Source organism: Streptomyces sp. NPDC101219, from assembly GCF_044767675.1.
In the GTDB taxonomy this organism is placed as follows: domain Bacteria; phylum Actinomycetota; class Actinomycetes; order Streptomycetales; family Streptomycetaceae; genus Streptomyces.
In genome coordinates this window covers 287,497-313,009 of the sequence record NZ_JBIWOK010000007.1, presented here as the reverse complement: position 1 = coordinate 313,009, position 25,513 = coordinate 287,497, and the positions used below count along the sequence as shown (strand labels likewise).

General features: G+C 71.2%; 21 protein-coding genes. 3 read left to right on the top strand and 18 right to left on the bottom strand.

Going from position 1 to position 25,513, the window contains the following annotated elements; all coding sequences use genetic code 11:
• Positions 1-65 precede the first annotated feature (65 nt).
• The 6 genes from ACIRPP_RS16645 to ACIRPP_RS16620 form a co-directional block, all read right to left on the bottom strand.
• Positions 66-893 (bottom strand): shikimate dehydrogenase, encoded by an 828-nt coding sequence (locus tag ACIRPP_RS16645; protein ID WP_403642836.1) that lies wholly within the window; start codon positions 891-893, stop codon positions 66-68.
• Entirely contained in the window at positions 893-2,659 is a 1,767-nt protein-coding gene (gene mltG / locus ACIRPP_RS16640; RefSeq protein WP_403642834.1) for an endolytic transglycosylase MltG, read from the bottom strand. Before mltG ends, ACIRPP_RS16645 begins: the two co-directional genes overlap by 1 nt.
• Before the next feature lie 120 nt (positions 2,660-2,779).
• Positions 2,780-3,244 (bottom strand): Holliday junction resolvase RuvX, encoded by a 465-nt coding sequence (gene ruvX / locus ACIRPP_RS16635; protein ID WP_403642831.1) that lies wholly within the window; start codon positions 3,242-3,244, stop codon positions 2,780-2,782.
• Positions 3,245-3,255: 11 nt separating this feature from the next.
• Positions 3,256-5,925 (bottom strand): alanine--tRNA ligase, encoded by a 2,670-nt coding sequence (gene alaS / locus ACIRPP_RS16630; protein ID WP_403642828.1) that lies wholly within the window; start codon positions 5,923-5,925, stop codon positions 3,256-3,258.
• Positions 5,925-6,305: a hypothetical protein gene (locus ACIRPP_RS16625; protein ID WP_403642825.1), complete on the bottom strand. Its 381-nt coding sequence runs from the start codon at positions 6,303-6,305 to the stop codon at positions 5,925-5,927. Before ACIRPP_RS16625 ends, alaS begins: the two co-directional genes overlap by 1 nt.
• Before the next feature lie 7 nt (positions 6,306-6,312).
• On the bottom strand, positions 6,313-6,759 hold the full coding sequence (locus tag ACIRPP_RS16620) for a DUF948 domain-containing protein (RefSeq protein ID WP_403642822.1): 447 nt from the start codon (positions 6,757-6,759) through the stop codon (positions 6,313-6,315).
• 160 nt (positions 6,760-6,919) lie between these two features.
• Here ACIRPP_RS16620 and ACIRPP_RS16615 point away from each other — a divergent pair, with 160 nt between their 5' ends.
• Entirely contained in the window at positions 6,920-9,082 is a 2,163-nt protein-coding gene (locus ACIRPP_RS16615; RefSeq protein ID WP_403642819.1) for an ATP-binding protein, read from the top strand.
• 21 nt (positions 9,083-9,103) lie between these two features.
• On the opposite strand, the gene rpsD is transcribed toward ACIRPP_RS16615, so the two are convergent.
• The 5 genes from rpsD to ACIRPP_RS16590 all read right to left on the bottom strand — a co-directional run bounded on the left by rpsD (position 9,104) and on the right by ACIRPP_RS16590 (position 14,349).
• A complete protein-coding gene (gene rpsD / locus ACIRPP_RS16610; RefSeq protein WP_164332637.1) occupies positions 9,104-9,718 on the bottom strand; it encodes a 30S ribosomal protein S4 in 615 nt (204 codons plus the stop codon).
• A gap of 331 nt (positions 9,719-10,049) precedes the next feature.
• Positions 10,050-11,405, bottom strand: coding sequence for a replication-associated recombination protein A (locus tag ACIRPP_RS16605; RefSeq protein WP_403642814.1), 1,356 nt, complete (start codon positions 11,403-11,405; stop codon positions 10,050-10,052).
• A gap of 43 nt (positions 11,406-11,448) precedes the next feature.
• Positions 11,449-12,108, bottom strand: coding sequence for a vitamin K epoxide reductase family protein (locus ACIRPP_RS16600; protein ID WP_403642811.1), 660 nt, complete (start codon positions 12,106-12,108; stop codon positions 11,449-11,451).
• 256 nt (positions 12,109-12,364) lie between these two features.
• Positions 12,365-13,627 carry a histidine--tRNA ligase gene (hisS, locus tag ACIRPP_RS16595; RefSeq protein ID WP_403642807.1) on the bottom strand — a complete coding sequence of 421 codons (1,263 nt, stop codon included), beginning with the start codon at positions 13,625-13,627 and terminating at the stop codon, positions 12,365-12,367.
• 11 nt (positions 13,628-13,638) lie between these two features.
• A complete protein-coding gene (locus ACIRPP_RS16590; protein WP_164332633.1) occupies positions 13,639-14,349 on the bottom strand; it encodes an MBL fold metallo-hydrolase in 711 nt (236 codons plus the stop codon).
• Between the two features lie 179 nt (positions 14,350-14,528).
• Between ACIRPP_RS16590 and ACIRPP_RS16585 the strand changes: the two genes are divergently transcribed.
• Together ACIRPP_RS16585 and ACIRPP_RS16580 are read left to right on the top strand one after the other, a co-directional pair.
• The gene (locus ACIRPP_RS16585) at positions 14,529-15,362 is read left to right on the top strand and encodes a peptidylprolyl isomerase (protein ID WP_403642804.1); all 834 of its coding nucleotides are present in this window, start codon (positions 14,529-14,531) and stop codon (positions 15,360-15,362) included.
• 137 nt (positions 15,363-15,499) lie between these two features.
• A complete protein-coding gene (locus ACIRPP_RS16580) occupies positions 15,500-16,729 on the top strand; it encodes a DUF349 domain-containing protein (protein ID WP_403642801.1) in 1,230 nt (409 codons plus the stop codon).
• A gap of 100 nt (positions 16,730-16,829) precedes the next feature.
• Here ACIRPP_RS16580 and relA read toward each other — a convergent pair whose 3' ends face one another.
• The 7 genes from relA to ruvB all read right to left on the bottom strand — a co-directional run bounded on the left by relA (position 16,830) and on the right by ruvB (position 25,496).
• Positions 16,830-19,361 carry a GTP pyrophosphokinase gene (relA, locus tag ACIRPP_RS16575; RefSeq protein WP_403642798.1) on the bottom strand — a complete coding sequence of 844 codons (2,532 nt, stop codon included), beginning with the start codon at positions 19,359-19,361 and terminating at the stop codon, positions 16,830-16,832.
• Positions 19,362-19,593: 232 nt separating this feature from the next.
• Entirely contained in the window at positions 19,594-20,043 is a 450-nt protein-coding gene (locus ACIRPP_RS16570; protein WP_403642795.1) for a hypothetical protein, read from the bottom strand.
• 210 nt (positions 20,044-20,253) lie between these two features.
• Positions 20,254-20,793 carry an adenine phosphoribosyltransferase gene (locus ACIRPP_RS16565; RefSeq protein WP_164332628.1) on the bottom strand — a complete coding sequence of 180 codons (540 nt, stop codon included), beginning with the start codon at positions 20,791-20,793 and terminating at the stop codon, positions 20,254-20,256.
• On the bottom strand, positions 20,790-21,902 hold the full coding sequence (gene secF / locus ACIRPP_RS16560; protein WP_403642793.1) for a protein translocase subunit SecF: 1,113 nt from the start codon (positions 21,900-21,902) through the stop codon (positions 20,790-20,792). The genes ACIRPP_RS16565 and secF overlap by 4 nt, the downstream gene beginning before the upstream one ends.
• Before the next feature lies 1 nt (position 21,903).
• A complete protein-coding gene (gene secD, locus ACIRPP_RS16555) occupies positions 21,904-23,631 on the bottom strand; it encodes a protein translocase subunit SecD (RefSeq protein ID WP_403642790.1) in 1,728 nt (575 codons plus the stop codon).
• A gap of 137 nt (positions 23,632-23,768) precedes the next feature.
• The gene (yajC, locus tag ACIRPP_RS16550; protein WP_164343714.1) at positions 23,769-24,260 is read right to left on the bottom strand and encodes a preprotein translocase subunit YajC; all 492 of its coding nucleotides are present in this window, start codon (positions 24,258-24,260) and stop codon (positions 23,769-23,771) included.
• A gap of 165 nt (positions 24,261-24,425) precedes the next feature.
• Entirely contained in the window at positions 24,426-25,496 is a 1,071-nt protein-coding gene (gene ruvB, locus ACIRPP_RS16545; protein ID WP_164343712.1) for a Holliday junction branch migration DNA helicase RuvB, read from the bottom strand.
• Positions 25,497-25,513: the final 17 nt, after the last annotated feature.

The window sequence follows — 25,513 nt, the reverse complement described above, 5'->3', positions numbered from 1 at the left end:
GTCGCCGGTCCATCAGTCGGACGTGCGGCCGGGACGCGCGGGGGCGGCGCGTGCGGGGGCGGGGGTCAGCGGGTGGCGAGGGCGTGCTCGCCCGCCGCGCGCATGGCGTCCAGCGGGGCCGGGGAGCGTCCGGTCATCTGCTCGACCTGGAGCACCGCCTGGTGCACCAGCAGGTCGAGCCCGCCGACCACGGCGCCGCCGTGGGCCGACCAGCGGGCGGCGAGGACGGTCGGCCAGGGGTCGTAGAGCACGTCGAAGAGGGCGGCCGGGCGTTCCGGGACGGCCCGGGCCAGCTCGTCGGTGACCCCGGCGGGGGTCGTGGTGACCACCAGCGGGGCGTGCAGGGCCTCCCGGGCGTCGTCCCAGGCGGCGATGCGGACGGTGACCTCCAGCCGCTCGGCCCACTCGCGCATCTCGGCGGCGCGGGCCTCGCTGCGCACGTAGACCGTCACCTCACCGGCGCAGATCCGGGACAGCGCGGCCAGCGCGGACGAGGCGGTGGCGCCCGCGCCCAGGACGGCGGCCGTGTCCACCTTGTCGATGCCGTGCTCGCGCAGCGCGGCCACCATGCCCGGGATGTCGGTGTTGTCCCCGCTGCGGCGGCCGTCGTCGGCGAACACGACGGTGTTGACCGCGTCGACCGAGGCGGCGGTCGCGCTGATGTCGTCCAGCAGCGGGATCACCGCCCGCTTCAGCGGCATGGTCAGCGACAGGCCCGCCCACTCGCGTCCGAGCGTCTCGAAGAACCCCGGCAGCGCCTTCTCGTCGACCTCGAAGCGGTCGTAGCGCCAGTCCTGGAGCCCCAGCTCCGCGTACGCGGCGCGGTGCAGCACCGGGGAGAGCGAGTGGGCGATCGGGGAGCCGAGCACGGCGGCCCGGCGGGGTGCGGACATCAGTTCTTCCTCGAGGCGTTCCACTCGTCGACCAGCTTCTGGTGCTCGGCGTTGGTCTTGGTGAACTTGCTGGTCTTGCCGTCCATCGAGATGAAGTAGAACCAGCCGTCGTCGGTGGGCTTCAGGGCGCCCTTGACCGCGTCCTCGCCCGGGTTGCCGATCGGGCCGGGCGGCAGGCCCTTGTAGAAGTAGGTGTTGTACGGGTTGTCGTAGTTGCGGAGTTCCTTGAGCGAGAGGTCGATCTTGCTCTGGTTCTTGATGTAGTTGTACGTCGAGTCGAACTCCAGCATGCCGTTGGTCTCGGTGTTGCCGGGTTCCAGCCGGTTGTAGATGACCTCGGCCATCTTGCGGAAGTCGCTGTGGCTGGTGCCCTCCGCCTGGACCAGGCTGGCGACCGTGATCAGCTGCCAGGGGTTCTCCAGGCCGAGGCTCTCGGCCTTCTTCTCGACGCCCAGCTTTTCGTAGGTCTTGGTGGCCTGCTCGACCATGCGCTTGAGAACGTCCTCGGGCTCCTGGCCCTTGGAGACGCCGTAGCTGGACGGGAAGAGGAAGCCCTCCAGCGGGTCCTTGACCTTGTCGTGGTCCTTCGCCCAGTCCGGCAGGCCCAGCTTCTCCCAGTCCTTCTTGGCGACCTTGGCGGTGGTGCCCTTGTCCACCTCCAGGCGCTGGTCGATGAGGGCGTAGATCTCGGCGTTGCGCTTGCCCTCGGCGATGACCAGGTTGTTCCGGCTCTTGGGGCTGAGCATCAGGGCGACCGCGCTCTCGGCCGACATCTGCTTCTGGAGGGTGTAGACGCCGTCCTGGATCGACTTGCCCTCCGGGTTGGACGCCTGGGCCGCGACGAACGCGTCGACGCTCTTGACCACGCCCGCGTCCTTGAGCAGCTGCCCGATCCGGTTGCCGAACGCGCCCTTGGGGATCGAGACGGTGACCTGCTGGCCGTTGCCGTCGCCCGCGAAGTCCGCGGCGCTGCCGAAACGATCCTGGTAGAACTGCCAGCCGAAATAGCTCGCCCCGACCACACCGCCGCCCAGGACCAGGGCCACCACGAGGCAGGCACAGCCGCCGCGCTTCTTCTTCTCCTTGCCGCCCCGGCCCCGGCGCTCGCCGCGTCCCGCGTCGTCCGGTTCGTCGTCGTCATCGTCGTCGCGGCCGGAGAAGAAGGCGTGCTCGCCCTGGTCGGGACCCGGATCCCAGTCGGTGCGCCCCTCCGGCTCGGGTTCCGCTTCCGGTTCCGGTTCGGGCCGGGTGCCGCGGCGGCCCGGGGGCTCGGGCGGCGGGTAGGCCTCGGGGGTGCCGTAGTAGTCGGCCTGCTGGGCGGGGTACGCCCCGGTCTGCTGCCCGTAGGGGTCGGGGCCGGCCGCGTACGGGTCCTGCGGGTGCGCACCGGTCTGCCAGCCGCCGCTGTCGTACTGCTGCTGGTGCTGCTGGGCGGCGTACGGGCGCCCGTACTGGTCGTACTGCTGCTGGTCGTACGGGTGCTGCTGATGCTGCTGGTGCTGCTGGTCGTACTGCTGCTGGTCGTAGGGGCGGCCGTACTGGTCGTACTGCTGCGGGTACTGCTGCTGCCCGCCGTAGTCGCCCTGCTCGGCCGTCCCCCATTCGCCGTACTGCTGCTGCGCCTGCGGCTGCTGCGGGTACTGCTGCTGGCCGCCGTAGGACTGCGGGCCCTCGGGGGCCTGCTGTCCTCTCCATCCGCCGTCCCCGTACAACGGGTCGTCCGGATGCCACGGTTCGGAGCCCTGGCCCCGGCCATACTCAGTCATCGATCCCCTAGAGCCGCGAGGTGGCGGTCGCGCGGCTCGAGCCCGGCGTCCGCCCCGCCTCTTTCTGTGCGGTGGCTGTTCGAACACCGCCGCATCGCGCGGAACGTTACCGTATCGCGATCAGATGACCACTTCGACGCCCTCTCCGGGTGGTGTACCTGACACCCGTTCGGATTCGAGGGCCTGCTGGAGGATGATCACAGCGGCCGCCTGGTCGATGACGGAACGTCCCTTCCTGGACTTCACGCCCGACGCCCGCAGGCCCTGGCTCGCCGTCACGGTCGTCATGCGCTCGTCGAGGAGCCTCACCGGAACCGGCGCGATCATGCCTGCCAGTTCCCGGGCGAAGCCGCGCACCTTGGCCGCGGCGGGACCCTCGCCCCCCTTGAGGGAGCGAGGGAGACCGACGACGACCTCGATCGGCTCGTACTCCTCGACGAGCTGCTTCAGCCGCCGGTGGGCGGCCGGCACGTCCCGGCCCGGGACGGTCTCGACGGGAGTGGCGAGGATCCCGTCGGGGTCGCACGAGGCGACCCCGATCCGGGCGTCCCCGACGTCGATCGCGAGCCGGCGTCCTCTGCGCATGGCCCGGCCGCCTACTTGGCCGTGTCGGCGACGAGGCGCTCGACGGCGTCGACGGCGTCACCCACGGCGGCCGGGTTCTGGCCGCCGCCCTGGGCGACGTCCGGCTTGCCGCCACCGCCGCCGCCGAGGGTCTTGGCGGCCGCGCGGACCAGCTCGCCGGCCTTGAGGCCCCGCTCGCGGGCCGCCTCGTTGGTGGCGATCACCGTCAGCGGCCGGCCGTTGTTCACCGTGAAGAGGGCCACGACGGCGGCCCGGCCGCCCTGGATCCGGCCGCGCACGTCGAGGACCAGCTTGCGCAGGTCGTCGGCGGTCGTGCCGTCCGGCACCCGGCCGGTGACCACGGCGACCCCGCGGACGTCCTTGGCGCCCTCGGCCAGCCCGGCGGCGGCCTGGAGCACCTTCTCGGCGCGGAACTTCTCGATCTCCTTCTCGGCGTCCTTCAGCTTGCCGAGCATGGCGGACACCTTCTCCGGCAGCTCCTCCGGGCGGCCCTTCAGCAGCTCGGTGAGCTGGTTGACCACGGTGTGCTCGCGGGCCAGGAAGGTGTAGGCGTCGACCCCGACCAGGGCCTCGATGCGGCGCACACCGGAACCGATGGAGGACTCGCCGAGCAGCTTCACCAGGCCCAGCTGGGCGGTGTTGTGGACGTGGGTGCCGCCGCACAGCTCCTTGGAGAAGTCACCGATGGTGACCACGCGGACCCGCTCGCCGTACTTCTCGCCGAACTCGGCGATGGCGCCCTGCTTCTTGGCCTCGTCGATGCCCATGATGTCGGCGCGCACGTCCAGGTCGCGGGCCAGCACCTCGTTGATCTTCTGCTCGACGTCGAGCATCACCGTCTGCGGCACGGCGGACGGCGAGCCGAAGTCGAAGCGGAAGCGGCCCGGCTGGTTCTCCGAACCGGCCTGGGCGGCCGTCGGGCCGAGCGCGTCGCGCAGGGCCTGGTGGGTGAGGTGGGTGGCCGAGTGGGCGCGGGCGATGGCCTTGCGGCGGCGGTCGTCGATGGAGGCGTGGGCCTTGGAGCCGACGGTCACCTCGCCGACCTGGACGACGCCCTTGTGGACGTGGACGCCCGGGACCGGCGTCTGGCAGTCGCGGACCTCGACCACGGCGCCGGAGTCGGTGCGGATCCGGCCGGTGTCGCCGATCTGGCCGCCGCCCTCGGCGTAGAACGGGGTGCGGTCGAGGACGATCTCGACCTCGTCGCCCTCGGTGGCGGCCGGCGAGGACACTCCGTCGACGAGGATGCCGACGACGGTCGACTCGCCCTCGGTGTCGGTGTAGCCGATGAAGTCGGTGGCCCCGGCGCGGTCGGCGATCTCGCGGTAGGCGCCGAGGTCGGCGTGGCCGGTCTTCTTGGCCTTGGCGTCGGCCTTGGCGCGCTCCCGCTGCTCCTTCATCAGGCGGCGGAAGCCGTCCTCGTCCACGGACAGCCCCTGCTCGGCGGCCATCTCCAGGGTGAGGTCGATGGGGAAGCCCCAGGTGTCGTGGAGCAGGAAGGCCTTGTCGCCGGGCAGCACGGTGGAACCGGCGGCCTTGGTCTCGCTGACGGCGGTGTCGAGGATGTTCGTGCCGGCCTTCAGCGTCTTCAGGAAGGCGTTCTCCTCGGCGAGGGCGACCTTCTCGATGCGCTCGCGGTCGGTGATCAGCTCGGGGTACTGCTGTCCCATCATGGCGATGACGACGTCGACCAGGTCCTTGACGACCGGCCCGGTGGCGCCGAGCAGCCGCATGTTGCGGATGGCACGGCGCATGATGCGGCGCAGCACGTAGCCGCGGCCCTCATTGCCCGGGGTGACGCCGTCGCCGATGAGCATGACCGAGGTGCGCATGTGGTCGGTGACCACGCGCAGCGACACGTCGGAGTGCTGGGCGTCGCCGTAACGGACGCCGGTCAGCTCGGTGGCCTTGTCGATGACGGCCATCGAGGTGTCGATCTCGTACATGTTCTGCACGCCCTGCAGAATCATGGCGAGGCGTTCCAGGCCGAGGCCGGTGTCGATGTTCTTGCTGGGCAGCTCGCCGAGGATCGGGTAGTCCTTGCCGGACCCCTCGCCCCGCTCGTACTGCATGAAGACGAGGTTCCAGATCTCCACGTACCGCTCGTCGTTGACGGCGGGGCCGCCCTCGGGGCCGAACTCGGGGCCGCGGTCGTAGTTGATCTCGGAGCACGGCCCGCAGGGGCCGGGGACGCCCATGTCCCAGTAGTTGTCCTTCTTGCCCAGGCGCTGGATCCGCTCGGCGGGCACACCGACGACATCGCGCCACAGGCGCTCGGCCTCGTCGTCCTCCTCGTAGACGGTGATCCACAGGCGCTCGGGGTCGAGGCCGTAACCGCCCTTGTCCTGGGGGCTGGTGAGCAGCTCCCAGGCCAGCTCGACGGCGCCCTGCTTGAAGTAGTCGCCGAAGGAGAAGTTGCCGCACATCTGGAAGAACGTGCCGTGCCGGGTGGTCTTGCCGACCTCTTCGATGTCCGGGGTGCGCACGCACTTCTGCACGCTGGTGGCGCGGGCGAAGGGCGGCTTGACCTCGCCCAGGAAGTAGGGCTTGAACGGGACCATGCCGGCCGGGACGAGCAGCAGAGTCGGGTCGTCCGCGATGAGCGACGCCGAAGGGACGACGGTGTGCCCGCGCTCCTCGAAGAAGCTCAGCCAGCGGCGGCGGATCTCGGCCGACTCCATCAGTGGTCCTCATTCCGGTTGTACGGGTACGTCTTGTACGTCTGGTGGGCCGGCCGGATCGCCGAACCCTCGGCGTACGGGGCGGTGTTGCGGTTCTCGATGGCGGTGTGGCGCCGGGGCGGGGGCAGTTCGCGGTCGACGGGGGCGGAGATGCCGAGCGCGTCGCCCAGTTCGGCCTCCCGCCGGGCCATGTTGTCGCGGACCTCGACAGCGAAGTCGGCGGCCCTCTCGCGCAGCCGGCCGCCCGCCTCCAGCGCCTTGTTCGTCACGGTGACGGCGAGGTGTTCGGGCGTCAGCTGCCGCAGTTTGCGGTTGACCTTGGTGGTGGCCCACACGCCGGCGGCCACGCCGGTGCTGAACCAGAAGGTACGGCGGAACATCGCTGGGTCAGTCCCTCTTTCCGCGGGTGCGCTTCTGCCGTCGCGCACCGGGGACGGTGCGGCCCACGATCACGGTGCGCCGCGAGGCCCGCGCCGGTGCGTCCTCCTCCTTGCGGCCGCCGATGGCCCGGCGCACGCCGTAGCCGAAGGCGGCGACCTTCACCAGGGGGCCGCCGAAGGTGGAGGCGACGGTGGTGGACAGGGCGGAGGCGTTGGAGGTGACCTCCTGGACGTCGGACGCGATCGCGTCGACCCGCTCGATCTGGGTCTGCGCGGACCGCACCGCCGCGGAGGCGTCGGCGAGCAGCGGAACGGCCTGGTCGGTCACGTCCGCGACCAGCTTGGCGGTCGCCCTGAGCGTCTGGGCCAGCCTCACGAGAGCCACCGCGAGGAAGGAGACCAGAATCGCCCAGAACACGGCCACCAGAATGCCGGCCACCTCTCCACCGGACACTGTGCACCCGCTCCCTGTACCTGCCTGGACATCGAGAAAGTCGTGGCACCGAGCCTATCGCGCCGGGGGTGGGACTCCGTACCGCATTACCGTGCGGCGGCGCGGGAATCGCGGGAAGCGATTGTACGCGGTGTTTACGGGCCAGTACGCTCCGTGTCCCATGCGGGAAATTCGCTGCTCCCCCACCCCGGTGGAGGGCAATCTGCCCCTGGAACCGGACGTCTTCGTGGGCCGCTCGGCCGAACTGGCCGGGCTGTCCCGTGCCCTTGGGGCGTCGCGCCTGGTGACGGTGACCGGGCCCGGCGGCATCGGAAAGTCCCGGCTGGCCGTGCGGGCCGCCGCGTCGGCGGGGCCGCGGGACGGGGTGTGGCGGGTGGAACTGGCCGCGCTGACGGACCCGGAGTGCGTGGATCACGTGGTGGCGGCGGCCCTCGGCATCACCGACCACACCGGCAGGCCGCCGCGCGAGGTGCTGCTGGACCATCTCGCCGGACGGCGGCTGCTGCTGGTGCTGGACGGCTTCGAGCACCTGGTGGACACCTGCGCCGGGCTGGTGTCGCGGCTGCTGGGCCGGGCGCCGGGGCTGCGCGTGCTGGCGGTGGGGCGCAGGCCGCTGGCGGTGGCCGGGGAGCGGCTGTTCCCGCTGGCGCCGATGGACGAGGACGAGTCGGTGCGGCTGCTGGCCGAGCGGGCGGAACGGCAGGGCGCCGCGGTCGGCGACGAGCGGGTGGCGCGGGAGCTGTGCAGACGGCTGGAGGGCCTTCCGCTGGCGGTGGAGCTGGCCGCGGGGCGGCTGGGCACGCTGTCGGCCGCCCAGTTGCTCGAACGCTTCGACGACCGGTTCCGGCTGCTGCGCGGCGGCCGGCGCGACGGCCTGCCCCGGCACCGGGCGCTGCGCACGGCGGTCGGCTGGAGCCATGAACTGTGCACGCCCCGGGAGCGGTTGCTGTGGGCGCGGCTGTCGGTGTTCGCGGACGGCTTCGACCTGGAGGCGGCCGAGTACGTCTGCGGCGGGGACGGTCTGCCGGCCGAGGACGTGCTGGACGTGCTGTCGGCCCTGCTGGCCCAGTCGGTGGTGACCCGGGAGGAGACCCCGGCGGGGGTGCGCTACCGGATGCTGGACACCCTGCGGGCGTACGGCGCCGAGTGGCTGGCCGGGGCGGGCGACGAGGAGCGGCTCGGACGGCGGCACCGGGACTGGTACGTGGGCCTCGCCACCTGGTGGGAGCTGGACTGGTTCTCCCCGCGGCAGGGTGAGATCGCCGCCCGCGCGGAAGCGGAGCTGCCGAATCTGCGCCGTGCGCTGGAGCTGGCCCTGACCGACCCGGAGGAGGCCCACCTCGGCCAGTACCTGGCGGGCTCCCTGTGGTTCTACTGGGTGGGCTGCGGGCGGCTCTCGGAGGGACGGCACTGGCTGGAGCAGGCCGCCCGCCTCGACTCGGGTCACGAGCGGTCCCGGCTGAAGGCCCTTTGGGTGCTGGGCCACGTGGCGATCCTCCAGGGCGACACCGGGCCCGCGCTGGCCGCGCTCCAGGAGTGCGGCCGGGAGGCCGAGCGCACCGACAGCCCGGCCGCGCTGGCCTACGCGGAGCACCGCACCGGCTGCGTGGCCCTGGTCACGGACGACATGCCCCGGGCCCAGACCCTGCTGCGCTCGGCCCTCGAGCGGTACGAGCAGGCCGGAGAGCTCAACAGCAACGTGCTCATGGGCCGGGTCGAGCTGGCCATGGCCCGGGCGTTCCAGGGGCACCTGTCCGACGCCGTGCGCCTGTGCGAGGAGGTGCGGCGGGTGTGCGACGACCACGGCGAGCGGTGGGCCCGCGGTTACGCGCTCTACGTGCTGGCGTACGCGGCCTGGCGGGACGGCGACTGCGCGGCGGCCCGTGACCTGCTCGACGACTGCCTGGCCGGGGCGCACGGCTTCAGCGACCTGCTCGGGTCGGTGCTCGCGCTGGAGCTGCTGGCGCTGGTGACGGTGTCCGAGGGGGACGCGGCCGAGGCGGCGGTGCTCCAGGGGGCGGCCGGCCGGATGTGGCGGGCGGTGGGGCTGCGGCTGTTCGGCTCCGCGCACTACGGCGCGCCGCGGGTGATCTGCGAGGCGCGGGCCCGGCAGGAGCTCGGTGACGCCGGGTACGAGGAGTGTGTGAGCAGGGGGGCGTCGCTGGGGCGGGACGCGGCGGTGGCCCGGGCGCTGCGCCGGGGGCCGGGGGCGCCGGGGTCCGCGGGGCCGGTGCCGCTGCGGGTGCCGCCCGCGGCGGAGGTGCCCCGGACGCAGGAACCCGCCGCCTCGCCCACCCGGAAGGGCGGGGAGACGGCGGGCTGAGGTACCGCGTGCCTGCTGGGGTCAGCGGGCGTAGTACTCGACGACGAGCTGCTCGTCGCAGATCACCGGGATCTCCTTGCGGTTCGGCTCACGGTCCAGGCGGAACGCCAGGGCCTTGAGGTTCACCTGGAGGTAGCGCGGGGTCTCGCCGTCGGGGGCGAAGCCGCCCTCGCGGGCGATCGTGAAGAGCGTCTTGTCCTTGCTGCGCTCACGGACCTGCACGACGTCGTCCGGGCGGACACGGAAGGAGGGCTTGTCGACCTTCTTGCCGTTGACCTGGATGTGGCCGTGCGTGACCATCTGGCGGGCCTGGTAGATCGTGCGGGCGATGCCCGAACGCAGGACCAGCGCGTCGAGACGGCGCTCGAGCTCGATGACGAGGGCGTCACCGGTCTTGATGGTCGTCTTGGCGGCCCGCTCGTAGGCGCGGACGAGCTGGCGCTCGCTCACGTCGTACTGCGCGCGCAGACGCTGCTTCTCCAGCAGACGGACCTTGTAGTCCGAGTTCTGCTTGCGGCCGCGGCCGTGCTCGCCCGGCGGGTAGGGGCGGGCCTCGAAGTACTTGACGGCCTTCGGGGTCAGCGCGATACCGAGGGCACGCGACTTCTTGACCTTGGGGCGGGACTGATTCGCCACTGTCTCTGTCTCTTTTCCAAAGTTTCCGGCTCACCAGGGTTAAGGGAGGTCGCATCCGCAGCCGGGGAAACCCCGCGGGTCCGCAGTGGACCTGCCGGGCAGCCGCTCCCTGGTCTGGGCACATACGTGCAGCACGCGAGCGGCCCACCGGCCGGTCCCGGGATTCCGGGTGGTGGTGGGCTGCCCGCGACACCGTTCGCCGGTGCGCGACGCTCCTGGAGAACCCCGCCCGGGGGCCGGGTCTCCGGCTGGATGTCCCGCTCTGGTGATGCCGGCTCTCCTGACGGGACCGGACACGGGACGCAGCGCTTCGGGTGATTCTACAGGGTGGTCAGGACCGCTTCCGACCGAGGTGCTTCCTGGTCCATTCGACCGCGTCCGCGTACCGCGCCTCGGCGCCGTGCCGGGTGGGCGCGTAGTAGGTGCGGTCCTTGAGGGCGTCCGGGGCGTACTGCTGCTCGGCGATGCCCTCGGGCAGGTCGTGCGGGTAGACGTAGCCCTTGGCGTGGCCCAGCTTGGCGGCGCCCTTGTAGTGCCCGTCACGCAGATGCGACGGCACGGGCCCGGCGTGGCCCTTGCGCACGTCGTCCAGGGCGGCGCCGATGGCGGTGGTGGCCGCGTTGGACTTGGGGGCGAGCGCCAGGGCGATGGTGGCGTGGCTGAGCGTGAGCGCCGCCTCGGGGAAGCCGATCATGGCGACGGCCTGGGCGGCGGCGACCGCGATCGGCAGCGCGTTCGGGTCGGCCAGTCCGATGTCCTCGCTCGCGGAGATCATCAGCCGGCGGGCGATGAAGCGGGGGTCCTCACCGGCCTCGATCATGCGGGCCAGATAGTGCAGGGCGGCGTCCACGTCGGATCCGCGGATCGACTTGATCAGGGCGCTGGCGACGTCGTAGTGCTGGTCGCCGTCGCGGTCGTAGGCCACCGCCGCCCGGTCGACGGTCTCCTCCAGGGTGGTCAGGGAGATCTCCGGCTCCCCCTTGTCGAGCGCGGCCCCCGCGGCGGCCTCCAGGGCGGTGAGGGCGCGGCGGGCGTCGCCGCCCGCGATGCGCAGCAGGTGGTCCGCGGTGTCGTCGGGGAGGGTCAGGGAGCCTTTCAGGCCGCGTTCGTCGGTCAGGGCCCGGGTCAGCAGGCCGCGCAGGTCGTCGTCGGTGAGGGGCTCCAGGGTCAGCAGGAGCGAGCGGGAGAGCAGCGGGGAGATGACCGAGAAGTAGGGGTTCTCGGTGGTGGCGGCGATCAGGGTGACCCAGCGGTTCTCCACGGCGGGCAGCAGGGAGTCCTGCTGGGCCTTGCTGAAGCGGTGGATCTCGTCCAGGAAGAGGACGGTCTCCTGGCCGTATCCGCCGGAGGCGCGGCGGGCGCCGTCGATGACGGCGCGCACCTCCTTGACCCCGGCGGTGATCGCGGACAGTTCGACGAAGCGCTTGTCGGTCGCCTTGGAGACGACGTAGGCCAGGGTGGTCTTGCCGGTGCCGGGCGGGCCCCAGAGGATCACCGAGGAGGGGCCGGCCGGGCCGCCGGACCCCTCGCCGACCAGCCGGCGCAGGGGTGAGCCCGGCTTGAGCAGGTGCTGCTGTCCCACCATCTCGTCGAGGGTGCGGGGGCGCATCCGGACCGCCAGGGGACTGCCGGCCGGGTCCTTCTCCTGGCGTTCTTCTGCTGCGGCGGTGAACAGGTCGGGCTCCACGTCCGCAACCCTAAAGGACCGCACCGACAGTGCGGCCGGGCGGTCAGCCGGTCCAGAAGGTCCACCAGCGGGTCAGGATCAGCATCCCGATGACGCCGACGTGCAGCACGGGCAGGACCCAGGTGAACTCGCCGAAGAAGCTCCTGAGCCAGCCGGGGGCGGGCAGGAAGCCGTTGCGGACGTTGAAGGAGGTGACGTACCAGAACATGACGAGGGTGGCGACCCAGGCCAGGCAGCACCACAGGCACAGGGCGTTGATCCGGTACAGGGACTGGTACATCAGCCAGGCGCAGAAGACCGTGCCGAACAGGGTGCCGGCGTTGAGCGTGAGCCAGTACCAGCGGGGGAAGCGGGCCCCGGCCAGCAGGCTCATCCCGACGCAGACCACGATGCCGTAGGTGACCAGGCCGAGCATCGGGTTCGGGAAGCCGAACACGGAGGCCTGGTCGCTCTGCATCACGCTGCCGCAGGAGACGACGGGGTTGAGGCTGCACCCGGGGGTGAACGTCTCGCCCTTGACCTCGGCCTCGAGCAGCTTGAACTTGTCCAGCGTGATGACCCAGGCCGCGAGCACCCCCGCGGCACCGGTGATCACCAGCAGCAGGGCGAGGGCCCGGCTCGCGCCCTCCCTGCGTGGTGCTGCGGCACGTTCCGGCGAGGGCTGGGGCTCCATGGAGACGTCCTTGACTGTCGTCTTGCTCATCACGCCGATTCCGTCACTGGGTGTGTGGACCTGCTTCGGGCAGGGCCATTGTGCCGCACCCTCCTGTGTGCACGGGGCCCCGCGGGCACACGACCATACGGGCGCTCGCCCGGGAGCGTGCGGTTCCGGCCGACGTCCGTGCCCGGCTCGCACACGCACTCCCACCGGGGTCCCTCCGCGGAGTGGATCACGGCCCGCGGAGTTGACGAAGGCGCCGGGTGCCCGCGGGCACCCGGCGCCTTCGTCGTACGCCGTGTCAGCCGAGCCGGGACTCCAGCTCCGCGACGATCTCGTTGACCCCGACCGCGCTCTGCTCGCCGGACTCCATGTCCTTGAGCTGGACGACGCCCTCGGCCAGGTCGCGCTCGCCCAGCACCAGGGCGTAGCGGGCGCCGGAGCGGTGGGCGGCCTTCATGGCGGCCTTGAGGCCCTTGCCGCCGTAGGCGAAGTCGGCGGCGACGCCGTTCTTGCGCAGCTCGGTGACCTTGGTGAACAGCACCCGGCGGGCCTCCTCGCCGAGCGGTACCGCGAACACGCTGGTAGTGGCGGGGAGTTCGAGCTCGACACCCTCCGCCTCCAGGGCCAGCACGGTGCGGTCGACGCCGAGGGCCCAGCCGACGGACGGCAGGGCGGGGCCGCCGATCATCTCCGACAGGCCGTCGTAGCGGCCGCCGCCGCCCACCGCGGACTGGGAGCCCAGGCCGTCGTGGACGAACTCGAAGGTGGTGCGGGTGTAGTAGTCCAGGCCGCGCACCAGCCGGGCGTCGTCCTCGAAGGCGACGCCGGCCGCCGTGATCAGCTCACGGACCTCCTCGTGGTACGCCTTGCAGGCGTCGCAGAGGTAGTCGCGCAGCAGCGGGGCGCCGCCGAGCTGCTTCTGCACCGACTCCCGCTTGTCGTCCAGGACGCGCAGCGGGTTGATCTCCGCGCGGCGCAGGGTGTCCTCGTCCAGGTCCAGGCCGCGCAGGAAGTCCTGCAGCGCGGCCCGGTACACCGGGCGGCACTCCTGGTCGCCGAGGCTGTTGAGCAGGATGCGGAACTCGCTCAGGCCCAGCGAGCGGTACGCCTGGTCGGCGAGGATGATCAGCTCGGCGTCCAGGGCCGGGTCCTCCGCGCCGATCGCCTCGGCACCGACCTGCGAGAAGTGGCGGTAGCGGCCCTTCTGCGGGCGCTCGTAGCGGTAGTACGAACCCGAGTACCAGAGCTTGACCGGGAGGTTGCCCGCCTTGTGCAGGTTGGCCTCCAGGGCGGCGCGCAGCACCGAGGCGGTGCCCTCGGGGCGCAGGGCGAGCCGGTCGCCGCCCTTGGTCTCGAAGGCGTACATCTCCTTGGTGACGATGTCGGTGGACTCCCCGACACCGCGCGCGAACAGTTCGACGTTCTCGAAGCCCGGCGTCTCGATGTAGCCGTAGCCGGAGCCCCGCAGCGGCGCGGCGATGGCGTCGCGCACGGCCAGGTACTTGGCGCTGTCCGGCGGGATCAGGTCGTAGGTGCCCTTGGGGGCCTTGAAGGTGCTCACGGAAGTACTCGTCACATTCCTCGTCGGGGAGCGTCCACGTCCGCTCCCTGGCCGGCGGCCACCTGCCGCAGATACGGGTTGGTGGCGCGCTCCTGGCCGATGGTCGTCTGGGGGCCGTGACCGGACAGCACCACGGTCGAGTCGTCGAGCGGCAGGCACACGCGGGCCAGCGAGTCGAGCATCTCGGCCATGTCACCGCCGGGCAGGTCGGTGCGTCCGATGGAGCCGGCGAACAGCAGGTCGCCCGAGAACATGACCGGCGGGATGTCCGCCGCCTCGGGCAGGCCGAAGGTCACCGACCCCTTGGTATGGCCCGGCGCGTGCGCGACGGAGAACTCCAGGCCCGCCAGCTTCAGCCGCGCGCCGTCGGTGAGTTCCCTGAGGTCGTCCGGCTCGCCCACGGTCAGCTCCCCCATCAGCGGCATGCCGATGGCACGGCCGATGCCCTTCTCGGGGTCGCTCATCATGTACCGGTCCTGCGGGTGGATCCAGGCGGGCACGTCGTGCGCGCCGCAGACCGGGACGACCGAGGCGACGTGGTCGATGTGTCCGTGGGTGAGGACGACGGCGACCGGCTTCAGGCGGTGCTTGCGGACCGCCTCCGCGACGCCGTCGGCGGCCTGGTGGCCGGGGTCGATGATCACGCACTCCTCACCGGCGGCGGGGGCGACGAGATAACAGTTCGTCCCCCAGGCCCCGGCGGGGAACCCGGCAATGAGCACGATCGTCCTTCGTTGGGTCGGTACGGGAGGCTTGCGACGGGCTGCGCCCGTGGTCAGAGCCTACCGGCGCTGCCGATTCCACAGCGAACCCATATACGGTACGGGGCAGACGCAGGCGGTCGGCTTCACCGCACGCACGCGTACCGGCCGGCACACGAGACGCATGAGGAGACAACCCGGTGGTCAGACAGGAACAGCGGCGGCGTCAGCTCGCCCGGGAGAAGTTCTTGCGCCAGCAGCAGCGGCGCACCGAAGCACGGCGCAAGGCGCGCACGCGCAACGCGGTGATCGCCTCGGCGCTCGGTGTGGTGCTGATCGGCAGCGGGGCGCTGTACACGGCCGGGGTGTTCCAGCAGGACGACGACGCCAGCGCCAATGCGGGCGCGGAGGTCACCCCGAGCGCTCCGCCGACGAGCAAGGTGCCGGACCCGTGCGAAAAGCCCGCGCCGGGCGAGCCCGTGACCAAGACCTGGAAGAAGGAACCGGCGCTCGAGATCGACAGGTCGGCGTCGTACACGATGAAGCTGGAGACGACCTGCGGCGACATCGACGTGGCCCTCAAGGCCAAGGACGCGCCGCACACGGTGAACTCGTTCCGCTTCCTGCTCGGCCAGGGCTACCTGGACCACACCAAGTGCCACCGGCTGACCACCGAGGGCATCTACGTGCTGCAGTGCGGTGACCCGACGGCCACCGGCACCGGCGGGCCGGGCTACACGATCCCGGACGAGAACCTCAAGGACAAGAGCCTCAAGGACAACGTCTACCCGGCGGGCACGGTCGCGATGGCCAATACCGGGCAGAAGGACAGTGGCGGCAGCCAGTTCTTCCTGGTCTACCAGGACAGCCAGCTCCCGCCCAACTACACACCGTTCGGCACCGTCTCGAAGCCGGGCATGGAGGTGCTGAAGAAAATCGCCGCCGCGGGAGCCACGGCCCCCGACCCCACGACCGGCAACACCGCGCCCCATGCGACGGTCGTGATCGACAAGGCGACGGTCACGGAATCCTGACCGTCAACTGGGCCATCTCGGTCGCGCGGGATGCGGACAGGGGTCCCGTCGGTCGCTTATGTTGGCCGTGACGAAACTGTGGACGATGCCCGGGGGAGCTTCGAGGCCCCTCGACGGCATCATGTGGAGGAGGCGCTGTGAGCAGCGACCCGTGGGGCCGCGTCGACGAGACGGGGACCGTGTACGTGCGGACGGCCGACGGTGAGAAGGTCGTCGGTTCCTGGCAGGCGGGTTCCCCCGAGGAAGCCCTGGCCTACTTCGAGCGCAAGTACGAGGGCCTGGTTGTCGAGATCGGCCTCCTCGAGAAGCGAGTGAAGACCACCGACCTGTCCTCCAAGGACGCCCGGACCGCCATCGACCACCTGCGTGAGCAGGTCGACGCCCACCACGCGGTGGGCGACCTGGACGCCCTGCGGGTCCGGCTGGACAAGCTGGTGGAGCTGGTGGAGGCGCGGCGCGAGGAGCGCAGGGCGCAGCGGGCCAGGCAGGCCGAGGAGGCCCGCCGGGCCAAGGAGGCGCTGGTCACCGAGGCGGAGGAGCTGGCGCAGTCCGACCAGTGGCGGGCGGCCGGTGAGCGGCTGCGGGCCCTGGTGGACACCTGGAAGGGCCTGCCCCGGCTGGACCGCAAGTCCGACGACGAGCTGTGGCACCGCTTCTCGCACGCCCGCTCGGCGTTCTCCAAGCGGCGCAAGCAGCACTTCGCGCAGCTCGACGCGCAGCGCGAGGAGGCCCGCCGCACCAAGGAACGGCTGGTCGCGGAGGCCGAGTCGCTGTCGGACTCCACGGAGTGGGGTGCGACGGCCGCGCGCTACCGCGAGCTGATGGCGGAGTGGAAGGCGGCCGGCCGTGCCCAGCGCGAGCACGAGGACGACCTGTGGAACCGCTTCCGCGGCGCGCAGGACGTCTTCTTCGCCGCCCGCAGCTCGGTGTTCGCCGAGCGGGACGCCGAGCAGGCGGAGAACCTGAAGCTGAAGGAGGAGCTGGCCGGCGAGGCCGAGAAGCTCCTGCCGGTCACCGACCTGAAGGCCGCCCGTGCCGCGTTCCGCGCGGTCAACGAGCGCTGGGAGGCCATCGGCCACGTGCCGCGGGACGCCCGCCCGAAGGTCGAGGGCCGGATGCAGGCCGTGGAGCGGGCGCTGCAGGCGGCCGAGGAGGCCGAGTGGCGCCGGACCAACCCGGAGGCACGCGCGCGTGCCGCGGGTCTGACCGGTCAGCTGCAGGCGGCCGTCGACAAGCTGCAGGGGCAGATCGAGCAGGCCCGGGCGCAGGGCAACGACGCGAAGGCGCAGAAGCTGGAGCGGGAGCTCGAGGGCCGTCAGGCGCTGCTCGACCAGGCGCTGAAGGGTCTGCAGGAGTTCGGCGGCTGAGCCGCCGGTCCGCCCGGGCACACGCAAAGGGGGCTGCCGCACCGGCCGGTGCGGCAGCCCCCTTTGCGTGTGCCGTCCCTGAGGTGCGGTTGCCCGGCCCTCAGGTGCGGTTGCGGGCCGAGGTGACCCGGTAGACGTCGTAGACGCCCTCCACGCCCCGTACCGCCTTCAGGACGTGGCCCAGGTGCTTGGGGTCGCCCATCTCGAAGGTGAAGCGGGAGGTGGCGACGCGGTCGCGGGAGGTCTGCACGGCCGCCGAGAGGATGTTGACGTGCTGGTCGGACAGCACGCGCGTGACGTCCGAGAGCAGCCGGGAGCGGTCCAGCGCCTCGACCTGGATGGCGACCAGGAAGACCGACGACTGGGTGGGCGCCCACTCCACGTCGAGGATGCGCTCGGGCTCCCTGGACAGCGAGTCGACGTTGACGCAGTCGCTGCGGTGCACCGAGACGCCGCTGCCGCGGGTGACGAAGCCGATGATCGGGTCGCCGGGCACCGGGGTGCAGCAGCGGGCCAGTTTCACCCACACGTCCTCGACGCCCTTGACGACGACGCCGGGGTCGGCGCTGGAGCGGCGCTTGCGGCGGCTGCGGGCCGGCGGGACCGACTCGTCGATCTCCTCGGTGGCCGCCTCCTCGCCGCCGAGGGCCTGCACCAGCTTCTGCACGATGTTCTGCGCGGACACGTGGCCCTCGCCGATCGCCGCGTACAGGGCGGAGATGTCGGAGTAGCGCATCTCGTGCGCCAGGGTGACCAGGGAGTCGCCGGTGAGGATGCGCTGGATGGGCAGGTTCTGCTTGCGCATGGCGCGGACGATGGAGTCCTTGCCCTGCTCGATCGCCTCGTCGCGGCGCTCCTTGGAGAACCAGGCGCGGATCTTGTTGCGGGCGCGGGGCGACTTGACGAAGCCGAGCCAGTCGCGGGACGGGCCGGCGCCGGCCGCCTTGGAGGTGAAGACCTCCACCAGGTCGCCGTTGTCGAGGGTCGACTCCAGCGGCACCAGGCGGCCGTTGACCCGGGCCCCTATCGTGCGGTGGCCCACCTCGGTGTGCACCGCGTACGCGAAGTCGACGGGGGTGGCGCCCGCGGGGAGCGCTATGACATCGCCCTTGGGGGTGAAGACGAAGACCTCGTTGCGGGACAGGTCGAAGCGCAGGGACTCCAGGAACTCGCCCGGGTCCTCGGTCTCCTTCTGCCAGTCCAGCAGCTGCCGCAGCCACGCCATGTCGTTGAGGTGGTCGTCCTTGCTCTTGCCGGACGACTTGGGCGCGTCGGTGCGGATCTTGGAGGCGCCGGCCACTGCCTCCTGCTTGTACTTCCAGTGCGCGGCGATGCCGTACTCGGCGCGGCGGTGCATGTCGAAGGTGCGGATCTGCAGCTCGACGGGCTTGCCGCCGGGGCCGATCACCGTGGTGTGCAGCGACTGGTACATGTTGAACTTGGGCATCGCGATGTAGTCCTTGAACCGGCCGGGGACCGGGTTCCATCGCGCGTGCACCGTGCCGAGGGCCGCGTAGCAGTCGCGGACGGTGTCCACGAGGACGCGGATGCCCACCAGGTCGTAGATCTCCGCGAAGTCACGGCCGCGGACGATCATCTTCTGGTAGACGCTGTAGTAGTGCTTGGGGCGGCCGGTGACGGTGGCCTTGATGCGGGCCGCCCGCAGGTCCTGCTGCACCTCGTCGGTGACGATGGCGAGGTACTCGTCGCGCTTGGGGGCGCGCTCGGCGACCAGGCGGACGATCTCGTCGTACATCTTGGGGTAGAGGATCGCGAAGGCGAGGTCCTCCAGCTCCCACTTGATGGTGTTCATGCCCAGGCGGTGGGCGAGCGGCGCGTAGATCTCCAGGGTCTCGCGCGCCTTCTTCTCCTGCTTCTCGCGCTTGAGGTAGCGCATGGTGCGCATGTTGTGCAGCCGGTCGGCGAGCTTGATGACCAGGACCCGGGGGTCCTTGGCCATGGCGACGACCATCTTGCGCACGGTCTCGGCCTGGGCGGCCTCGCCGAACTTGACCTTGTCCAGCTTCGTGACGCCGTCGACGAGCAGGGTGACCACGTCGCCGAAGTCGCGGCGCAGGTCCTCCAGGCCGTACTCGGTGTCCTCCACGGTGTCGTGCAGCAGGCCGGCCATCAGCGTGGCCGGGTCCATGCCCAGCTCGGCGAGGATGGTGGTGACGGCCAGCGGGTGCGTGATGTACGGGTCGCCGCTCTTGCGCTTCTGGCCGCGGTGCCAGCGCTCGGCGACCTGGTACGCCTTCTCGATCTGGCGGAGCGTCGAGTTCTCGATCTTGGGGTCGTTGCTGCGCACGATCCGCAGCAGCGGCTCCAGCACCGGGTTGTACGGGTTGGCGCGCTGCACGCCGAGCCGGGCGAGACGGGCGCGGACGCGGTTGGAGGAGCCGGAGCGGGCGGGCTGGCCGGTGTTCGGGCGGACCGCGGGGGCGGAGCGCTCCGGGGGCGGGGACGGCTTGGGCCGCGGCTGCTCGGGCTTGTCTACGGGGGTGGCCTGGGCATGCTGGACCGGACCGCGGGTGTCGTTCTTCGCCTGCGGCGCGCTCGGTGCGGGCTTGGCCGCGGGGGCCGAGGCGGGCTCGGGCTTGGCGGCGGTCAGGTGCTGGGCCTCGTCTGGCAAGAGGACTCCTCGTGCGCGGTCCGGGTCCCCCGGTCAGGCTCCGGAAGAGTCCATGGTAGCCATCCCCCGCCCGCGGATCGCCCGGGGAGCGGTGTGAGAACGGTCCACCCCCGGGACGCGGTGGACGGGCGCCGGGCGGACGGGCCGCCCGGCGACGCCGGAGGGAGCCCTCCCCGCTGGGGGGAGGACTCCCTCGGTCAGGTCACCTGCGGTCCGTGGACCGCGCGGACCGTCAGCGCCACACGAACAGGGACGCTCCCTTGACCTTGATGCCCTTCTCGGCCAGCACATTGCCCCACGGCACGTTCTTGATCTTGCCGGAGGCGCCGCAGCCGGCGTTGTACCACTTCGTCTTGCCCTTCACGAAGCCCTTCACCTTGATGCAGGGCTTGCCGCGCTCGGCCTTCCACTCGTAGGTCACCTTAAGGCCGTCCCGGCCGAAGAGACCGCAGCCGTTCTTGATCTCCTTGCTCCACTTGAACGGGATGCCGACGGCGCGCTTCCAGCTGCCGCAGGCCATGGGAGTGGCCGCCACCTCGACGCCGGCCTTCGCGGCCCCGGCGGTCGCCCCGCCGTCGTCCGCCTCCGGCACCAGCTGGGCGGCGTCGATCACGATCGCCGTGTCCTTCTCCGTGGTCGCGCCGGCGGGAGCGGCGGCCGCCCCCAGGGTTGCGGCGGACATCAGTGCTACGGCCCCCGTAGCGATCTTTCGCGAGATCATTGTTCTCCTCTGTCGGTGTCGCCCTGGTCATGAGCGACGCCCCACATCAAATCGAACAACTACCCGATGGCTCCAGGGACTTGAGAAACTTCTGAGGTTCCGGTCCTCACCGCCGACGTATGAGGACCGGCCCCTCGGGAGGGGCCGGTCCTCATGTGTGGGTGATGCAGGTCAGACCGTGAGCAGCGCCTCCAGCGGGGCACCGAGGAGGGCCGGCTCCACCCGGGCACGGCCGCCGAGGAAGCCCAGCTCCATCAGCACGGCGAGGCCCGAGACCTCGGCGCCCGCCCTGCGGACGAGCTGCAGGGACGCCTCGGCGGTGCCGCCGGTGGCGAGCACGTCGTCCACCACCAGGATCCGGTCACCGGCGCAGATGTCCTCCGCGTGCACCTCGATCTCGGCTGAGCCGTATTCGAGGTCGTAGGCCTGGGCGAGGGTCGCCCCGGGGAGCTTGCCCGCCTTGCGCACGGGGATGAAACCCAGGCCGGCCCGTACCGCGACCGGGGCGCCGAGGATGAAGCCGCGGGCCTCCAGCCCGACGATCTTCGTGGCGCCCGTGGCCGCCGCGATGCCGGCGAGGGCGTCGGTGAGCGCGGTGAAGGCCGCCGGGTCCGCGAGGAGCGGGGTGATGTCCTTGAACATCACCCCGGGCTCGGGGTGGTCCGGCACGTCCCTGATCCGGCTGAGGAGCAGTTCTTGGATGTCGGTCATCGTCGCTTTCCTGAGGGCCGGCCGCGCCCGCGGCTGCGGGAGGCCGGCTGGTTGCGTGGGCCGACGACGGCCGGGGCCGCTGCCTCCAGGCCGTCGTCGTACCCCGCCGTGGCGGGCGGGGTGTCCTGGGAATCGTCCCCGCCATGGGCCCGCTTGGCCAGCACGCGCTTCCTCAGGGACTTCATGGCGGGCTCGCGCTCCTTGAGGTCGGCGACGAGCGGGGTGGCGATGAAGATCGAGGAGTACGCGCCCGCGGCGAGGCCGACGAACAGCGAGAGCGAGATGTCGTTGAGCATGCCGGCGCCGAGGACGCCGCCGCCGATGAACAGCAGACCCGCCACCGGCAGCAGTGCCACGACCGTGGTGTTGACCGAGCGCACCAGGGTGCCGTTGATGGACCGGTTGGCGATCTCGCTGTAGGTCCAGCGGGTCTGCTTGGTGATGTCCCTGGTCTGTTCCTTGAGGCTGTCGAAGACCACGACCGTGTCGTAGAGCGAGTAGCCGAGGATGGTCAGCAGACCGATCACCGTGCCCGGCGTGACCTCGAAACCGACCAGGGCGTAGATACCGACGGTGATGGTGATGTCGTGGATCAGCGCGACGAAGGCGGCGACGGCCATGCGCCACTCGAAGGCGATCGCCAAATAGATCACGACCAGGAACAGGAAGATGCCCAGGCCCTGCCAGGCCTTGTTGGCGATCTGCTCGCCCCAGCTGGGGCCGACCAGTTCGGCGTTGATCTGCTCGCCGTCCAGCTGGAGGTCGTCGGCCAGCCGGTCCTTGATCCGGTCCGACTCCTTGGTGTCGATGCCCGCGACCTGGATCCGCAGGCTGCCGTCGCCCAGCTTCTGGACGATGGCGTCGTGCCCGGAGGCACTCTCCGCGTAGCCCTCGGCCGCGGAGACGGAGGCGCTCATGTTCTTCGGCGTGGTGAAGACCGCGCCGCCCTGGAACTCGATGCCCATGTGCAGGCCGCGCACCCCGAGGCCGAGGACGGCCGCGATGGTGATCAGGACGGAGACGCCGTACCAGATCCAGCGGTTCTTGATGAAGTCGTAGCCGGCCTCGCCGTGGTGCAGGCGGGCGCCGAGGTTGCCCAGCTTGGACATCTCAGGCCTCCTTCGATTCGACGGCGCCGACGGTGGCGGGGACGGGACGGCGGGTGCGCCGCAGCGGCGGCTTGGCGCCGAGGGCCTTCGGGTCCAGACCGGACCACTTGTGTCCGCGGGCGAAGAAGGGCCGGCGGGCCATCAGCGTCAGCAGCGGCTTGGTGAAGAAGAAGACCACGACGACGTCGAGGACCGTGGTGAGGCCGAGCGTGAACGCGAAGCCCTGGACCTTGCCGACGGTGACGACGAAGAGGACCGCGGCGGCGAGGAACGACACGAAGTCGGAGACCAGCACGGTGCGCCGGGCGCGCGGCCAGGCCCGCTCCACGGCGGGGCGCAGGGAGCGGCCCTCACGGATCTCGTCCCGGACCCGTTCGAAGAACACGATGAAGGAGTCGGCCGTGATGCCGATCGCGACGATGGCACCGCACACGGCCGGCAGGTTCAGCGCGAAGCCGATGGTCGGGCCGAGCAGCGACATGATCACGTAGGTCAGCGCGGCGGACACCAGCAGCGACAGGATCGCGATGAAGGACAGGCCGCGGTAGTAGAAGAGCAGGTAGAGCACGACCAGGGCGAGGCCGATGGCGCCCGCGATCAGGCCGGCCTGCAGCTGCTCACCGCCGAGCGCGGCGGTCACGGTGGTGACGCTGTCCTCACGGAAGGACAGGGGCAGGGAGCCGTAGGACAGGATGTTGGCCAGGTTCTTGGCCTCCTCCTGCTTGAAGTTCCCGGAGATCTCGGCCGAGCCGCTGAGGGCCTGCCGGACGTAGGGGTTGGAGACGACGTTCCCGTCCAGGACGATGGCGAACTCGTTCTGCGGGGACTGCTTCTGCGCCAGCTTGCCGGTGATGGAGGCGAACTTCTTGGAGCCGCCGTCGGTGAATCCCAGCGTGACCTTCCAGCCGGCGCCGCCCTGGGTGTCGTAGACGGCCTCCGCCTTGTCGACGTCGCCGCCCTCGACCTCGGCCGGGCCGAGCAGGTACTTCTGCCACTGTCCCGCCGAGTCCTGGCCGCAGGCCACGGTGCCCTCGGTGGGCTTGACGCCCTTGCCCGCGTCGACGCGCTGGGCGGGCTTGGTGCAGTCGAGCGCGGCGTACTGTGCCTCGATGCCGCCGGCGCCCTTGCCGGAACCGCTCGCGGAGGCGGATGCGCCGGGCGTCGGGTCCGCCTTCAGCGCCTCGGTGACGGCGCGGCCCTGTGAGGTGGCGCCGTCCGTCGGGGTGGGGGAAGCCGCCTGGTCGCCGTCGGCGTCCTCGCCGGACCCCGTGCTCGCGGAGGCACTGGGGGACGCGCCGGAGTCGGGCGTCGCGGCGGCGCCGGACCGGTCCCGCTTCAGGACCGGGCGGAAGTAGAGCTTCGCGGTGGTGCCGACCTGTTCCCGGGCCTGTTCGGAATTCGTGCCCTTGGGAATGTTGACGATGATGTTGCGGGTGCCCTGGGTCTGGACCTCGGCCTCGGAGACACCCAGCCCGTTGACCCGGCGCTCCATGATGGAGACGGCCGTGTCCATGTTCGTCTTGTTGATCGCGGACTCCTGGCCGGCCTCGGGGACCGCGGCGAGCGTGATGCTCGTGCCGCCCGCCAGGTCGATACCGAGCCGCGGAGTGGTGTGTCCGGAGGCGAACATGCCTCCGGTGAGCGCCACGAGGGCGATCAGAATCAGGGCCAGCGAGCGCCCGGGCTTGCTTTGGGCGCTCGCCTTCTGTCCCTTTTTGAGTGCAGCCACCTTCTTGTTACTCCCTCTCGGGCCGCGACGTCACCCGAGGAAGGCGTGGCGCGGCCATGACATGGTGTGGGGATGTCCTGCGAGCCGGCCGTCTCGCGGGGGGCGCGGACCCTGAGGACCCGCGCCCCCCGGGACGACTACTTCGCTTCTGAGCCGCCGTCGGTCTTCTTCGCCTTGTCGTCCGCCCCGGCCTCGTCGACGGCGTCGGACGGCTCGTCGGCCGCGTCCTTCTTGCCGAAGTCGACGGGCTTGTCCTCGGAGGCGTCGGCGTCGGAGGACTCGTCGGTTTCCGTGAGGGAGGAGGCGTCGTCCGGGACGAGGTCGCCGTCGGACTTCAGGTCGTGCTCGATGCCGTGGACGATCTGGTTGTACTCCTCGTCGCTGAGGACGGCACCGATGGAGTTCTTGGCGAACAGCAGTTCCACGCCCGGTCCGGCGTCGAGCAGGACGGTGTCCTCGCTGACCTCCTTGACCGTGGCGTACATGCCCCCGATGGTGCGGACGCCGGAACCCGGCTGCATCTGGTTCCGCATCTCGATGGCCTGCTGCTGCTTCTTCTTGGCCGACCGGGTCATCAGGAACATGGCCCCGATGAGCACAATGAACGGGAGGAGGGTCAGGAGACTCACGGGTCGGAACTTCCTTCACATGACCGTGCTGGTGAACGGCCTGTTGGTTGGGGGTGTGTGGCGCCACCGGCAACGGCGGCATCGGCGGAGTCTAGGCGAGTCCGCGCGCAGGGAACAACGCTCAGCATGGCACCCGGGTTCCTGCCCGGGCCACCGTCGCCACGGTCACGCCCCGAACAGGTCCCCTTGTCCGTTTCCGGCGGCCCCGGAACGCGGCGGTACGAGGCCGAGGTGCGTCCATGCCGCCGGGGTGGCGACCCGGCCGCGCGGGGTGCGGGCCAGCAGCCCCTCCCGTACGAGGAAGGGCTCCGCCACCTCTTCCACCGTCTCACGTTCCTCGCCCACCGCGACGGCGAGCGTGGACAGGCCCACCGGTCCCCCGCCGAACAGCTTGAGCAGCGCTTCGAGCACCGCCCGGTCGAGCCGGTCCAGGCCCCGGGTGTCCACCTCGTACACCTTGAGGGCCGCCGCGGCGATCTCCCGGTCGATCCGGCCGTCCGCCTTGACCTGCGCGTAGTCACGGACGCGGCGCAGCAGGCGGTTGGCGATGCGCGGGGTGCCGCGGGAGCGGCCGGCGATCTCGGCGGCGCCGTCGGTGTCGATCTCCACGTCGAGCAGGCTCGCGGACCGGTGCACGACCCGCTCCAGCTCAGCGGGCTCGTAGAACTCCATGTGCGCGGTGAAGCCGAACCGGTCGCGCAGCGGGGGCGGCAGCAGGCCCGCGCGGGTGGTGGCGCCGACGAGGGTGAAGGGCGGCAGCTCCAGCGGGATGGCGGTGGCGCCGGGGCCCTTGCCGACGATGACGTCGACGCGGAAGTCCTCCATCGCCATGTACAGCATCTCCTCGGCGGGCCGGGACATGCGGTGGATCTCGTCGAGGAAGAGGACCTCGCCCTCCTGGAGCGAGGACAGGATCGCGGCGAGGTCGCCCGCGTGCTGGATGGCCGGCCCGGAGGTGATGCGGATGGGCGCCTCCATCTCCGCGGCGATGATCATCGAAAGGGTGGTCTTGCCGAGACCCGGGGCGCCGGAGAGCAGGACGTGGTCGGCGGTGGCGCCGCGGGCCCGCGCGGCGCGCAGCACCAGGTCGAGCTGTTCGCGCACCTTCTCCTGGCCGATGAACTCGCCCAGGTCCTTGGGGCGCAGGGCGGCCTCGACGGCCTGGTCCTCCCGGTCGGCGACAGGGCCCACCAGCCGCTCGGGAGCGGGGGTGTCGGTCGTGTCGTCCCAGTTCACTGAAAGGTCTCCTAGCG